Consider the following 14,124-nt stretch of genomic DNA (forward strand, 5'->3'; position numbering starts at 1 on the left):
AGGGCGACGGCGGTCGACCGCTTCGAGCGGGTGGTGCGCTGCAGGGGGTCCTCCGGGTGGACGCGACGACGGGACGGGCAAGGCTACCTGCCCGTCCCGGGTGCCGGTGTCAGCGACGACCCAGGCGCCGTTCCCCGTTGCTGCCGGTCTGGTACTGCAGGCCGTAGTGCTCGTACAGCACGGGTTCGGTCGAGGCCTCGAGCTCACCGTCGGTCGGGATGGTCGGGGCGTCCTTGACGAGCTTCTTCGGGAACGTCACGAGCAGGTGCTTCGGCGCCACCGTCGCACCGACGAGCGGGACGAAGAGCAGCTTCTGGAACCCGGGCAGCCCGGTGGTGACGGCGCCGAAGGCGGGATCGGACGTCGCGGTGTCGTAGTAGATGCTCTCGAGCGTGCCGATCTTGTCCTCGGTCTCGTCGACGACGGGCAGGCCGATCCAGTCACGGATGTTGGCGGCTTCGAACACGGGGCGCTCCCTTCGAGCAGGACAGGTACGCCTCGACGCTACCGACGACCCCTCGGCGGGTTCACGGCGAAGTGACGGGGGCGACCGGGAGCGAGTCGACGGCGGCGAGCACGTCGTCCACGCCGACGGCCAGGAGCGCCGGGTCCGGGTCCTCCGCGAACACGTCCCCGCGGCGCACGGACGCGTCGGTGAGCACGACGTGCGGACCGGAGGCGGGCGGTCCCCAGGCCTCGGGCGGCGCCGGCCCGAACACCACGACGGACGGGATCCCGTAGGCGGAGGCGAGGTGGGCCGCCCCCGTGTCGACGGTCACGACGAGCGATGCCGATGCGATGACGCCGGCGAAGGCCTGCAGCTCCAGCGCGCCCGCGAGGACCGCCTCCGGCGGCAAGCCGGCCGACTGCGCGACGGCGGTGGCGCGCTCGACGTCGTCCGCGCCTCCCGTCAGGACCACGTCGAGGCCGCGCTCGCGGAGCCCTCGCACCACGGCTGCGAAGCGGTCGGTCGGCCAGTGCCGCGCACCGTGGAAGGCGCCGATGTGCACGACCGCGGCACCCGGCGCGGCGGACGGGGCGGCCGGGCGGGCGATGGCGACCTCGTCGGGGTCGGCGGGGATGCCGTGCCAGGTGAGCAGGTCCGCCCAGCGCTCCCGCTCGTGGACGTCGTCCGGCCACTCCGGGCCCTCGTACCCGTGGGTCGGGTCGGCGTGGCCGATCACGCGCCGGGCACCGAGTGCGGCGACGAGGTCGGACGACTCCGGCCCGGCACCGTGCAGGTTGACCGCGACGTCGACCGCTCCGGCGGGGGCGGCGATCGGGTGGTCGAGCCCGTGCTGCGCGAGGTGCACGTCGACGGGCAGCAGCTCGACGACCGGGGCGAGCCACGCGGTCGTCGCCAGGGTGATCCGGTGGCCGGGGAACGCCCGGCGGAGCGCGTGCAGTGCGGGGACGGCGACGAGCGCGTCCCCGAGCTTGATGGCGCGCAGGACGAGCAGGTCGGGGCGTCCGTCGGACGGGGGCAGGGCGGGGACGGCGGTCACGGTCCGACGGTATCCGGCCGCGCCTGGGCCGGTTCCCGGCCGGCGGACGGTACCAAGGAGCATGGCTCTCGCGAAGGACCGCGCCGTCCGCGGTCTGCTCTTCGACCGTGACGACACCCTCGTCATCGACGTCCCGTACAACGCCGACCCCCACAAGGTCGTCCCCGTGCCCGGCGCCCACCGCGCGGTCGAGCGCGCCCGGACCGCCGGTCTGCGCGTCGGGGTCGTGACGAACCAGTCGGCGATCGCGAAGGGCCTGGCGACCCGCGAGCAGGTCGACGCGACGAACGCCCGCGTGGACGAGCTGGTCGGCCCGTTCGACGTCTGGTGCGTCTGCCCGCACGACGCCGGCGACGGGTGTGCGTGCCGCAAGCCGCGTCCGGGGATGGTGCTCGACGCCGCGCGACGGCTCGGGCTCGACCCGTCCGAGATCGTGGTGGTCGGGGACATCGGCGCCGACGTCGGTGCGGCGGCGGCGGCGGGTGCGCAGGGCGTGCTGGTGCCGACGCCGCGGACGCGCGCCGAGGAGGTCGAGGCGGCGGAGACCGTCGCCGGCTCCCTCGACGACGCCGTCTCCCTCGTGCTGGCCCGGGTCCCGGCGGCCCGGGCGTGAGCCGCGCCGAGCAGCGCGGTCCCGAGGGTGCGGAGTCGACCACGGCCGACGAGCGGACCGGTCCGCGCGTCCTGGTCGTCCGGCTCGACTCGTTCGGCGACGTCCTGGTGGCCGGCCCCGCCGTGCGCGCCGTCGCCGCGGGGGCCGCGCACGTCACGATGCTCTGCGGCCCCCAGGGCTCCCCGGCCGCGGACCTGCTGCCCGGGGTCGACCGGGTGCGGGTCTGGGCAGCGCCCTGGGTGACCGAGACCGCGCGGCCGATCGACGACGCGCTGCTCGGCGAGTTCCGTGCGCTCGTCACCGAGGAACAGCCCGACGAGGCCGTCGTGCTCACCTCGTTCCACCAGTCGCCCCTGCCGGTCGCCCTGCTGCTCCGCCTGGCCGGGGTGCCCCGGGTCTCCGGTGCGTCGGTCGACCACCCCGGGTCGCTGCTCGACGTGCGGCTCCGCCCGGGCGAGGACCTGCCGGAGGACCTCCCGGAGCCGGAGCGCGCCCTCCGCATCGCCGAGGCCGCCGGGTTCGCCCTGCCGGCGGATGACGACGGGAGGCTCGTGGTGCGGATCGACGCCGTCGCACCACCCGAGGTGGCCGCCCTGGACCGCTACGTGGTCGTCCACCCCGGCGCGAGCGTCCCGGCGCGCTCCTGGCCGGAGGAGCACCACCGTGCCCTCGTCGCGGCCTACGCCGAGCGCGGGATCCCCGTGGTCGTCACGGGCAGCCCCGGCGAGCGGGCGCTCACGGCCGCCGTCGCGGGCGACACCGCGGTCGACCTCGGCGGTCGGACGTCGCCCGCCGAGCTCGCCGCGGTCCTCGCCGGCGCCGAGGTCGTCGTCGTCGGCAACACCGGTCCGGCACACCTCGCCGCCGCGGTGGGTGCGCGCATCGTCAGCCTGTTCTCGCCGGTGGTGCCGGCGGTGAAGTGGGCCCCGTACGCACCCGAGGTGGAACTGCTCGGCGACCAGACCGCCGCCTGCCGCCTGAGCCGTGCCCGGGAGTGCCCGGTCCCGGGCCACCCGTGCCTGTCCGGAGTGCGCGTGCAGGACGTCCTCGACGCACACGGACGCCTGCTGGCGCGCGGCACCGGACCCGGCGCCGTCGCGGACGGCAGTGCGCTCAGCGGATGAAGCAGGAGAAGCTGCGAGGAGGACCAGCAGTGCTCCCGTAGCGTGCGCCACTGCTCCTCCTGCTCCTCTTCCCGGCACCTGCGCAGCGCGCGCGAGCGCCGGCGGGGCAGCTGTCCGGAGGGGCACCGAACCGTCGAAAGGCCCTGCATGCGGATCCTCGTGTGGCACGTGCACGGCGGCTGGATGGACGCCTTCGTCCGCGGCCCCCACGAGTACCTCATCCCCACCACACCGGCCCGCGACGGCTGGGGGCTCGGGCGGGGCGGCCGCGACTGGCCGGCGAACGCGATCGAGATCGACCCGGCCGACCTCGCCGACGCCGAGGTCGACGTGGTCGTCGTGCAGCGCACCGAGGAGCTCGAGGAGGCCCGTCGCCTGCTCCGCGGCCGCGAGGTCCCCGTGGTCTTCGTCGAGCACAACGCCCCGCGCGTCGACGTCCCGAGCAGCCTGCACCCGATGCGCGACCGCGACGACCTGGTGATCGCGCACGTCACGCACTGGAACGCCCTCATGTGGGACTGCGGCACGACCCGCACGACGGTGGTCGAGCACGGCGTCGTCGACCCGGGCCCGCTCTACACCGGCGCGCTCGAGCGCTTCGGTGTCGTCATCAACGAACCGGTCCGCCGGGGCCGTGTGGTCGGCACGGACCTGCTCCCCCGCTTCGCCGAGGTCGCACCCGTCGACCTCTGGGGCATGGGCACCGACCGGCTCCCCGAACTCGGGTTCGGCGACCGCGTCGTCGCCCTCGGCGACGTCCCCGCAGACCCCATGCACGCCGCACTCGCGCAACGACGCGCGTACGTGCACCCGAACCGCTGGACGTCGCTCGGCCTGTCGCTGATCGAGTCGATGCACATGGCGATGCCGGTCCTCGTGCTCGCGACGACCGACGCACCACGGACCGTGCCCGCCGAGGCCGGCGCGATCGCGACCGACGTCGACGAGCTGGTCCGTGCCTCCAGGACGCTCCTGGAGGACCCCGAGGAGGCCCGTCGCCGCGGTGCCGTCGCCCGAGAGGCCGCGCTCGAGCGGCACGCGCTCGGCCGGTACCTGGCGGACTGGGACGACCTCCTCGACGACGCCGTCGCGCGTGGTGCGCGACGCGGACGCGCGGCGGACGCCGCGCTGGAAGGGAGCCTCCGATGAAGATCGCGATGGTGTCCGAGCACGCGAGCCCGCTCGCGGTGCTCGGCGGAGTCGACGCCGGTGGACAGAACGTGCACGTCGCCGAGCTGTCCGCGGCCCTCGCGGACCGCGGCCACCAGGTGACCGTGTACACGCGGCGCGACGACGCCGACCAGCCCGTCCGCGTGCTGCTGCGCCCGGGCGTCGAGGTCGTGCAGGTCGACGCCGGGCCCGCCCGCCACGTCCCGAAGGACGACCTGTTCCCGTTCATGGACACGTTCGCCTCGGTGCTCGCGGCGGAGTGGTTCGTCGACCGCCCCGACGTGGTGCACGGGCACTTCTGGATGTCCGGGTACGCCGCGCTCGAGGCCGTCAAGCAGGTCCACGCCCGCACCGGTGGCGTCCGGATCCCGGTCGTGCAGACCTTCCACGCGCTGGGCGTCGTGAAGCGTCGCCACCAGGGCACCGCCGACACGAGTCCCGCGGAGCGCGAGTGGATCGAGCCCGCCGTGGGCCGGAGCGTCGACCAGGTCGTCGCGACGTGCTCCGACGAGGCCTTCGAGCTCAAGACCCTCGGCGTGCCGCTGCACGCCATCTCCGTGGTGCCGTGCGGTGTGGACACCGAGCTCTTCCGGCCGGACGGCCCCGTCGAGGAGCGTGGGCGCCCCTTCCGGGTGCTCACCGCGTCGCGCCTGGTGCGCCGGAAGGGTGTCGGCACGACCATCGCCGCGCTCGCGAAGCTGCTCGACGAGGGCCGCGAGGCCGAGCTCGTGGTGGTCGGCGGAGCCGGCACGGCCGGAGCCGACCTCGCCGACGACCCGGAGTACCAGCGCCTCGACGCCCTGGCCCGGTCGCTCGGGGTGCGCGAGCACGTGAGCTTCCGCGGCCAGCTCGGGCAGCACGACATGCCCGCCGTCTACCGCAGCGCCGACGTCGTCGTGTGCGCCCCCTGGTACGAGCCCTTCGGCATCGTGCCGCTCGAGGCCATGGCGTGCGGTCGTCCCGTCGTCGCGTCGAGCGTCGGCGGACTCATCGACACCGTCGTGGAGGACGCCACCGGCCTGCACGTCCCGCCCCGCGACGAGGAGGCCGTGGCCGCCGCCGTGGGCGCGCTGCTCGACGACCGCGAGCGGCGCGACGCGTACGGACGCGCGGGTCGCGAGCGCGCCGAGTCCCGGTACACCTGGCACAAGGTCGCCGCCGAGAGCGAGCGCGTGTACGAGCGCCTCGTCGCCGGCGCCGCGAACGGCCTCGCCACGCCCGCCGTCGCGGCCACCGGGACCGACACGGCACCCGTGTCGAACGACCCCGTCGGGATCACCCCCGCCACGACCATCCCGGGCGCCCGTCCCGGACGCGCCGGACGGACCGCCCGCCCGACGCCCGCGGTGCTGCCGCACCCGACGGAGAGGACCGCACGATGACCATCGAGCAGCAGACCGGCACGCGTGAGCCGGAGACCGAGAGCGCCAGCGTCCGGACCGTCGTCGACCACATCGCCGCCTCGGTGCCCGTGATCGCCTCGCTCGTCGACCACAAGGACCACATCGCGGCGTGGGCGGACGACATCGCCGCACGGCTCGTCGCCGGCCGTCGGCTGCTCGCCGCGGGCAACGGCGGCTCGGCGGCGGAGGCCCAGCACCTCACCTCCGAGCTGACCGGCCGCTTCGACGGGGACCGTCCGGCGTACTCGGCGATCTCCCTGCACGCCGAGAGCTCCGCCGTCACCGCGATCGGGAACGACTACGGCTACGACCAGGTCTTCGCCCGCCAGGTGACGGCGCACGCGCGCGCCGGTGACGTCGTCGTGCTGCTGAGCACGAGCGGCAAGAGCCCGAACCTGCTCCGCGCGGCCGAGGCCGCTCGGGCCGTCGGTGCACGCTCGATCGCGATGACCGGCCCCGGGCCGAACCCGCTCGCCGACGCGGTCGACGACGCGATCCGCATCGAGGGCCCCTCGGCCAACGTGCAGGAGGCGCAGCTCGTCCTCGTGCACGCCCTCTGCCGTGCGATGGAGCCGGCCCTCCGCCGCGGCGGCCGCCGGTGAGCGGCACGGAGCGCACCGCCAGCGCGACGCCGGGCTCCGGCGACGGCACCCGGCGTCGCATCGTCGTCGTCGGCGACACCCTGCTCGACGTCGACGTCTCGGGCACGAGCGAACGGCTCAGCCCGGACGCCCCCGTCCCGGTCGTCGACGTCCGGACCGACGACCGTCGTGCCGGTGGCGCCGGCCTGGTCGCCTCGATGCTCGTACGCGACGGCCACGACGTGACGCTCGTCACCGTGCTGAGCGACGACGACCGTGCCGACGAGATCCGCGCCCTGCTGCCCGACGTGCACGTCGTCGCCGGTCCGTCCGGTGCGCCGACCCCGGTGAAGACCCGCGTCCGCGTGGTCGACCACGCGCTCGTCCGCATCGACGAGGGGTGCGCCACCCCGCCCGTCCCCGGCACGACCGCCGAGATGACCGCGGCGCTCGAGGGCGCCGACGCGATCGTCGTCGCCGACTACGGCCGTGGCGTCGCGGCCGCCGACGGGCTCCGTACCGCCCTCGCCGCCGTGGCCCGCACGACGCCCGTGGTCTGGGACCCGCACCCGAAGGGTGCCTCCCCCGTCGCGGGCACCGCGGTCGTGACCCCGAACACCAGCGAGGCCCGGCGCTTCACCGACCTGTCCGGCGAGGGCGTGCCCTTCGCCACGGACGCCGCGGCCGAGCTCGTCCGGACCTGGGACGTCGACGCCGTCGCCGTCACGATGGGCGACCGCGGCGCACTCGTCGCCTCGCGTCGCAGCGGGGACGGCACCCGGCCGGCCGCGCTGGACAGCCGGTTCGTCCCGGCCCCGTCCGTCACCGCCGGCGACCCGTGCGGCGCCGGTGACCGCCTCGCCGCGGGCGTCGCCATCGCCCTCGCCGAGGGTGCTGACGTCGCCGAGGCCGTCGCCGCGGGCGTGCTCGCTGCCTCGGAGTACCTCGCGGCCGGCGGCGTGACCGCGTTGTTCGCCGACGACGGCCCGGCTCCGGTGCCCGTCCCCGGCGTGGACCGCGACGCGCTGCGCGTCGTGCACGACGTCCGCAGCGCCGGTGGGACCGTCGTCGCCACCGGCGGCTGCTTCGACCTGCTCCACGCCGGGCACGCCCGCACGCTCTCCGCAGCGCGGGCGCTCGGCGACTGCCTGGTGGTCTGCCTCAACTCGGACGACTCGGTGCGCGCCCTCAAGGGGCCGGAGCGCCCGATCATGACGCAGGACGACCGGGTCGAGCTGCTGCTCGCGCTCGACTGCGTCGACGCCGTGGTCGTCTTCGACGAGCACACCCCGGACGAGGCCCTCCGCCGCTTCCGCCCGGACGTCTGGGCGAAGGGCGGCGACTACGCCGCGAGCGAGCTCCCAGAGGCAGCCACACTCGCCGAGTGGGGCGGTCGGGTCGTCACCGTCCCGTTCCACCCCGGTCGGTCCACCACGCGGCTCGCCGCGGCACTCGCCGCGGTCGGCTGAGGACCCACCCCGACCACACGTCGGACGGGAGGCACGGCGCACCGCCGCCACGGGCCTCCCGTCCGTCACCGGTCACCACACACGTCCCGTCGGCACCGCCGACGGACCGGCACCACGCCACTCCCGGAAGGAAGTCCATGCCCGTCCCCACCACCCCCATCGGTCGCGTCCTCGTCACCGGCGGCGCCTCCGGTCTCGGCGCGGCCGTCGTCGCCGCGGTCGTCGAGGCCGGCGGCACCCCCATCGTCCTCGACCTGCGCGTCGACGGCGTCCCGGAGGGCACCGACGCCGTCGCCGTGGACGTCACGGACACCGAGGCGACCGAGCGCGCCGTCCGCGAGGCCGCGGAGCGCCACGGCGGACTCGACGCCGTCGTCACCGCCGCGGGCATCGACAAGCCCGCGCCGATCGGCGGGATCTCCTCGGGCGACTGGGAGCGCATCGTCGGGGTCAACCTGCTCGGCACCGCCGCCGTGGTGCGCGCCGCGCTGCCCGCCCTCGAGGCGACGCACGGCCGCGTCGTGACGATCTCGTCGTCGCTCGCGCTCAAGGGCGTCGGCGACGGCACGGCCTACTCGGCGTCGAAGTTCGGCGTGCGCGGCTTCTCGCAGGCGCTGGCCGCCGAGACCGCCGGGCGCATCGGTGTGACGAACATCATCCCCGCCGGCATGCGCACCGCGTTCTTCGAGGGCCGGACCGAGCAGTACAAGCCGGGCCCGGACGCGCAGCTCATCGAGCCGGAGTACGTGGCGAACTCGATCCTGTTCGCGCTGTCGCAGCCGGCCGGCTGCGAGATCCGCGAGCTGTCGATCATGCCCGCGACGGAGCCCAGCTGGCCGTAGGCCCCGCTGACGACGCAACGGGAGGCGCGGTGCCGGTCGGTACCGCGCCTCCCGTCGTTCGGTCCAGCTGCCCGGCTGTCCGCTCGGTCTGCCCGCTGGGTCTGCCCGCTGGGTCTGCCCGCTCGCTCCCGCCCTGCCGAGCGGGCCCGATCCGTCACGCTCGGCGCCGCCCGGCGACGGATCGCGCCCGCTCGGCGCAGTGCGCGTGGCACGTCCCGCCCGATCGCTCGGTTCCCGACGGGGTCGGAGCCGGCGTCCGGGTGCACTCCTGCGCCGGCTCAGACGACCGGTGCGGCCGTTCGCTCCCGGGGTCGCACGGTCGCGAGGAGGTCCTCGACGTCGGTGAGCACGGCCTCGGGCTGGACCTCGTCGACGTACGACGGGTCGTGCTCGCAGCGCTCAGCGGTCCACCCGACCTGGGTCACGTCGATGCCGCACACCGGGCAGCGCGTGACGAAGGACATGTGCACCCGGTGCCGTCCGCGGTCGATCGGGCCCGCGTTCACCACGTTGCCGAACCAGAACACGCCGACCGTGGGGGTGCCGACCGCGACGGCGAGGTGCCGCGGGCCGGAGTCGTCGCCGACCATGACGTCAGCGGCCGCGAGCACCGCGGGGAGCTCCGCGAGCGGCAGGGCGTCGGTCAGGTCGTGGAGACGGTCGTGCAGGGCCACCGGCACGGCACCGCGGATGGCCTGCGCCGCCGGCACGTCCGTCGCGTCGCCGACGAGCACGACGTCGTCGCCGGCGTCGAGCCGCGCGGACACCACGGCTGCGAACCGCTCGGGGCTCCACCGGCGCCGCGGGTCCGTCGCGCCGGGGTGCACGGCCACCAGGTGGCCGGCGACGCCGAGGCGGTCGCGCACGGCACGGCGCTCCTCGGCGCTCACGTGCACGCGCGGGTCCAGGGTGACCGGGGCGGCACCGGCGAGCGAGACGACCTCGAGCCCGCGGAGCACCTCGTGCTGGTAGTAGACGTAGCGGACCCACCGCTCCAGGACCTCGGCGTCCTCGGTCGCGGTGCCGACGGTGTGCGGTGCGGCGAGGCGCAGCAGGAACGGGTTCGAGTTCCGACCGCCGCCGTGCAGCTGGACGGCGAGGTCGAACCGGCCGCGGAGCCGCGACTCGAAGTCGTGCAGCGCCGGCGCACCCTCCCCGGCGTCCCGCACCCCGGGCGACACCGGGAGTTCCTCGAACGCGTGCACCGCGTCGGTCCGTCCGCGCAGGACGGCCGAGGCCAGCGGGCTCCCGAGCAGCGTGATGCGGGCGTCGGGGTACGCGGCGTGCAGCGCCTCGATCGCGGGGACCGCGAAGAGCAGGTCCCCCAGGCCACCGCCGCGGAGCACCGCGATCTCCCGGACGTCGTCGAAGCGTTCTCCACCGTTGCCGATCAGTTGCACCACACCCGTCTACCGGAACCGAGCCGAGAGCGCTGCCGGGCCGACGCCGTCCCGGACCCGACCGGTGCGCTCTCCGGACCGAGCACCCGAAACCGGCACCCCGCACAGGTCCCCGGGAGCAGCGTGGAACCGTACGCCCGTCTCCGGAAGGACACCATGACCCTCGCCACCCCGTCAGCGACCGCGACCGACACCGACCACATGGTCGTCACCGACCCCGTCGACGGGTCGATCGCCACGACGACCCCGCGCTCCACGAGCGAGGACGTCGCGAACGCTGTCGCGCGCGCACGGGCGGCCGCACCCGCGTGGGCGCGCACCGCACCGGCGGAGCGCGGAGCCCTGCTGCACGCAGCAGCAGCGCACCTCCGTGACCACGCCCAGGAGCTCGCCGACCTGAACACCCGCGAGACCGGGAAGGTGCCCGGCGACGCGATGGGCGGCGTGCAGGCCGGCATCGGGACGCTCGTGCAGTACGCCGAGCTCGGCCCGGTCCACCGCGGCGAGGCGCTCCGCGGGCAGTTCGGTGCGGCCGACTGGTCGGTCCCCCACCCCCGCGGCGTGGTGCTCGCCCTGACGCCGTGGAACGACCCGGTGGCCGTGGCGCTCGGGATCCTCGGTGCCGCGCTCGTCACCGGGAACACCGTGGTGCACAAGGGCAGCGAGCGGTGCCCCGGCACGATCGCCCGGCTGAACACGCTGCTGGCCGAGGTCCTGCCGGAGGGCGTCCTGGTGGGCGTCGACGGTGACGCCTCGACCGGCGAGGCGCTGCTCGAGCAGGACGGCATCGACGTGTACGCCCACGTCGGCTCCACCGCCACCGGCGACCGCCTCTCCGAGGTCGCCGCGAGCACGCGCGCGCACGTCATCCGCGAGAACGGCGGCAACGACGCGGTCGTCGTGGACGCCGACGTGGACCCCGCGTGGGCCGCCGCACAGGTCGCGCTCGGCGCCTTCGCGAACACGGGTCAGATCTGCACGAGCGTCGAGCGCGTCTACGTGCACCGCGATGTCGCCGAGGAGTTCACCGCGGCGCTCGTCGCCGAGGCGGAGCGACGGACGGCATCGCCCGCCGCCGAGTTCGGTCCGCTCGTCGACGACCGGCTCCGCGGCACGGTGCAGGCGCACGTCGACGACGCCGTGCAGCGCGGCGCCACCGTGCGCACTGGCGGGACGACGCCCGGCGGTGTCGGCACGTTCTACCCGGCCACCGTCCTGACCGACTGCACCGACGACATGGTCGTGATGACCGAGGAGACCTTCGGTCCCCTCGCACCGGTCCGCGTCGTCGAGTCGTTCGACGAGGGCCTGCGCCTCGCCGCGGCCGACCGGTACGGCCTCGCCGCGACGGTGCTCACCGGCGACACCGGTCACGCCCTCCGCGCCGCAGCCGAGCTCCCCGTCGGCACCGTCAAGGTGAACGCGGTGTTCGGCGGCGCACCGGGCGGCAGCGCCCAGCCGCGCGGGGCCTCGGGCGCCGGCTTCGGCTACGGCCCGCACCTGCTCGACGAGATGACGACCACCACCGTCGTGCACCTCGAGTCCGCCCCCGCACGCACCACCGGAGGAACCCGATGACCGCCGACGTCCGTCTCGTCCGCGACCTGGTCGCCTCGGTCGACGACCGCGAACCGCTCGTCGTCGTCATCGGCGACTGCATCCTCGACCGCTGGACCGTCGGGGAGGCCGAGCGCGTCTCCCGCGAGGCCCCGGCGCCCGTGGTCCGTGTGACCGAGACGGTCGCCGTCCCGGGCGGCGCCGCGAACACGGCGGTGAACGCCCGCGCCCTCGGCGCCCGTGTCCGCATGGTCGGACTCATCGGTGACGACGAGTCCGGACGCGTCCTCCGCGACCGGCTCGAGACCGCCGGCGTCGACACGACCCACCTGGTCGAGGTCGCCGGTGCCCGCACCACCACGAAGTCGCGGGTGGTCGGCGGCGACCGCGTGGTCGTCCGCGTCGACGAGATCGCGGCGACGCCGGACGCGCACGCCGGTACCCGCCTCGGCGAGGCCGTCGCCCGCGCCGTCCGGGGCGCCGACGCCGCCGTGGTGTGCGACTACGGCCTCGGTGTGCAACCCGAGGACGTCGTGCCCGTCCTCGACCGCGACCGCCCCGGTACCGTCGTCGTCGATGCCCACGACCTGACGCGGTGGGCCGACCTGCACCCCGACCTGGTCACCCCGAACGCCGGCGAGACCGCCGGCCTGCTCGGTCGCGACCTCGGAGCCGGCTCGGCCCGGGTGCCGGTCGTCGTGGACGCCCGGCAGGAGGTCCTCGCCCGCAGCGGCGCCCGTGCGGCGGTCGTCACCCTCGACCGCGACGGCACCGTCCTGCTCGAGCCCGGCGCGGACCAGGCCTTCCGAACCCGCGCGACGCCGGCGTCGGAGCAGCAGGCATCCGGCGCGGGCGACACGTTCTGTGCCGCCGCCACGGTCGCCCTGGCCGTGCGTGCTCCGCTCCGTGACGCGATCGCGGTGGCGCAGGCCGCCGCCGACGTCGTGGTCCGCGAGGCGGGCACCTCGGTCTGCACCGCCGCGGCCCTGATCGACTCCGTGACGGCCCCCGCCGCGACCGTGGTCGACCACGACGACCTCGCCCTGGCCGTCGACGCCGCCCGTGCCGCCGGCCGTCGCGTGGTCTTCACGAACGGCTGCTTCGACGTCGTGCACCGCGGGCACACCACCTACCTCCGGCAGGCCCGCGAGCTCGGCGACCTGCTCGTGGTCGCCCTCAACGACGACGACTCGGTCCGCCGGCTGAAGGGTCCGGAGCGTCCGATCAACACCGCCGAGGACCGGGCCGGCGTGCTCGCCGCCCTCGCCTGCGTCGACCTCGTGACCGTCTTCGCGACGGACACCCCGATCCCGCTCATCGAGCGCCTGCGCCCCGAGGTCTACGTCAAGGGCGGCGACTACTCCCCCGAGATGCTCGAGGAGACCGGGGTCGTCCGGGCGTACGGCGGTGAGGTCGTGATGGTCGACTACGTGCCGGAGCACTCGACGACCGCGGTCGTGCGGCGCATCCGCGAGGCCACCGCCGCCGCGGCCGCAGCCGCCGGCACGGCTCCGGCGACCGACACCGCGGACTCCACGGCACCCGCCGTCGAGCCCGACCCGGCACCGTGACCGCCGCCCGCTGGTCCGGTGCCTGGGCACGCCCCCGGACGGACGACCGCGGTCCGGCCGAGGTCGACGTCCTGGTGCCGACCGTCGGGCGGCCGGCCGAGCTCGCGACGACGCTCGCCGGGCTCGCGGCGCAGACCGACGTCGACCTGCGCCTGGTCCTCAGCGACCAGTCAGCGGGCCAGGACGCCGCCTCCGAACCGGCGGTGGCCGCCATGCTCCGCGTCCTGGAGGCACAGGGCCGTCCCGTCACGCTCCTCGCCCACCCGGAACGGCGTGGTCTGGCGGAACACCGCCAGCACCTCCTCGACCACGCGACCGCTCCCGCGGTGCTCTACCTCGACGACGACGTCTGGCTCGAACCGGGCACCGTCCGCCGGATGCTCGACGCGCTCCGCGACCTGGGGTGCGGCTTCGTCGGCAGCGCCGTCCAGGGCCTGTCGTACCTGCAGGACCGTCGACCGCACGAGACCGCCGTGTTCGAACCGTGGGACGGCCCGGTCGTGCCCGAGGTCGTGCGCCGCGGGACGCCCGGCTTCGACCGACTGTCGCTGCACAACGCCGCGAACCCGGCACACGTCGCAGCGGAGCTCGACGTCGAGACCGGAGGGTGGGTGCCCTACCGGGTCGCCTGGGTCGGCGCGTGCGTCGTCTACGACCGTGACGCCCTCGAACAGGTGGGGGGCTTCCGGTTCTGGGACGCCCTGCCCCCGCAGCACTCCGGCGAGGACGTCGTCGCGCAGTGGCGGGTGATGGAGCGCTTCGGCGGCGCGGGCATCCTTCCGTCCGGCGCCGTGCACCTCGAGAGCCCGACCACCGTGACCGATCGCCGGGTCGACGCTCCCGACGTCCTGTTCGACGACCACGAGACGAGCACGCACCGGCGCTGACG

Annotated in this window: 13 protein-coding genes; 10 read left to right on the forward strand and 3 right to left on the reverse strand. The window is 75.5% G+C overall.

Translation table 11 applies throughout. The features are described from left to right. Positions 1-109: 109 nt before the first annotated feature. Together JOD95_RS01990 and JOD95_RS01995 are read right to left on the reverse strand one after the other, a co-directional pair. Positions 110-466, reverse strand: coding sequence for a PRC-barrel domain-containing protein (locus JOD95_RS01990; protein ID WP_209682631.1), 357 nt, complete (start codon positions 464-466; stop codon positions 110-112). Between the two features lie 61 nt (positions 467-527). Next, positions 528-1,505 (reverse strand): glycosyltransferase family 9 protein, encoded by a 978-nt coding sequence (locus JOD95_RS01995; RefSeq protein ID WP_251155473.1) that lies wholly within the window; start codon positions 1,503-1,505, stop codon positions 528-530. A gap of 61 nt (positions 1,506-1,566) precedes the next feature. On the opposite strand from JOD95_RS01995, the gene JOD95_RS02000 reads away from it, so the two are divergent. From JOD95_RS02000 to JOD95_RS02030, 7 genes are all read left to right on the forward strand, one after another. Continuing rightward, the gene (locus JOD95_RS02000; RefSeq protein ID WP_066654254.1) at positions 1,567-2,118 is read left to right on the forward strand and encodes an HAD-IIIA family hydrolase; all 552 of its coding nucleotides are present in this window, start codon (positions 1,567-1,569) and stop codon (positions 2,116-2,118) included. 71 nt (positions 2,119-2,189) lie between these two features. Beyond that, positions 2,190-3,242 (forward strand): glycosyltransferase family 9 protein, encoded by a 1,053-nt coding sequence (locus JOD95_RS02005; RefSeq protein ID WP_209683365.1) that lies wholly within the window; start codon positions 2,190-2,192, stop codon positions 3,240-3,242. Between the two features lie 147 nt (positions 3,243-3,389). Continuing rightward, the gene (locus JOD95_RS02010) at positions 3,390-4,391 is read left to right on the forward strand and encodes a glycosyltransferase (protein ID WP_209682634.1); all 1,002 of its coding nucleotides are present in this window, start codon (positions 3,390-3,392) and stop codon (positions 4,389-4,391) included. Continuing rightward, positions 4,388-5,794 carry a glycosyltransferase gene (locus JOD95_RS02015; protein WP_081984840.1) on the forward strand — a complete coding sequence of 469 codons (1,407 nt, stop codon included), beginning with the start codon at positions 4,388-4,390 and terminating at the stop codon, positions 5,792-5,794. The genes JOD95_RS02010 and JOD95_RS02015 overlap by 4 nt, the downstream gene beginning before the upstream one ends. Beyond that, positions 5,791-6,417 (forward strand): SIS domain-containing protein, encoded by a 627-nt coding sequence (locus JOD95_RS02020; RefSeq protein WP_066654250.1) that lies wholly within the window; start codon positions 5,791-5,793, stop codon positions 6,415-6,417. The genes JOD95_RS02015 and JOD95_RS02020 overlap by 4 nt, the downstream gene beginning before the upstream one ends. Further along, a complete protein-coding gene (locus tag JOD95_RS02025) occupies positions 6,414-7,865 on the forward strand; it encodes a PfkB family carbohydrate kinase (protein ID WP_209682638.1) in 1,452 nt (483 codons plus the stop codon). The genes JOD95_RS02020 and JOD95_RS02025 overlap by 4 nt, the downstream gene beginning before the upstream one ends. A 137-nt stretch (positions 7,866-8,002) precedes the next feature. Beyond that, positions 8,003-8,707: an SDR family oxidoreductase gene (locus JOD95_RS02030; RefSeq protein WP_066654246.1), complete on the forward strand. Its 705-nt coding sequence runs from the start codon at positions 8,003-8,005 to the stop codon at positions 8,705-8,707. Between the two features lie 278 nt (positions 8,708-8,985). Here JOD95_RS02030 and JOD95_RS02035 read toward each other — a convergent pair whose 3' ends face one another. Beyond that, positions 8,986-10,107, reverse strand: a complete 1,122-nt coding sequence (locus tag JOD95_RS02035; RefSeq protein WP_209682640.1) for a glycosyltransferase family 9 protein — start codon at positions 10,105-10,107, stop codon at positions 8,986-8,988. A gap of 156 nt (positions 10,108-10,263) precedes the next feature. Here JOD95_RS02035 and JOD95_RS02040 point away from each other — a divergent pair, with 156 nt between their 5' ends. Genes JOD95_RS02040 through JOD95_RS02050 form a run of 3 tightly spaced genes read left to right on the forward strand, consistent with a single transcriptional unit; the run spans position 10,264 to position 14,122 of the window. Beyond that, positions 10,264-11,685: an aldehyde dehydrogenase gene (locus JOD95_RS02040; protein ID WP_209682643.1), complete on the forward strand. Its 1,422-nt coding sequence runs from the start codon at positions 10,264-10,266 to the stop codon at positions 11,683-11,685. Further along, entirely contained in the window at positions 11,682-13,235 is a 1,554-nt protein-coding gene (gene rfaE2 / locus JOD95_RS02045) for a D-glycero-beta-D-manno-heptose 1-phosphate adenylyltransferase (RefSeq protein WP_209682645.1), read from the forward strand. Before JOD95_RS02040 ends, rfaE2 begins: the two co-directional genes overlap by 4 nt. Further along, a complete protein-coding gene (locus tag JOD95_RS02050) occupies positions 13,232-14,122 on the forward strand; it encodes a glycosyltransferase (RefSeq protein ID WP_209682648.1) in 891 nt (296 codons plus the stop codon). Before rfaE2 ends, JOD95_RS02050 begins: the two co-directional genes overlap by 4 nt. Positions 14,123-14,124: the final 2 nt, after the last annotated feature.

Source organism: Curtobacterium sp. 1310 (assembly GCF_017834105.1).
Classification (GTDB): Bacteria; Actinomycetota; Actinomycetes; order Actinomycetales; family Microbacteriaceae; genus Curtobacterium.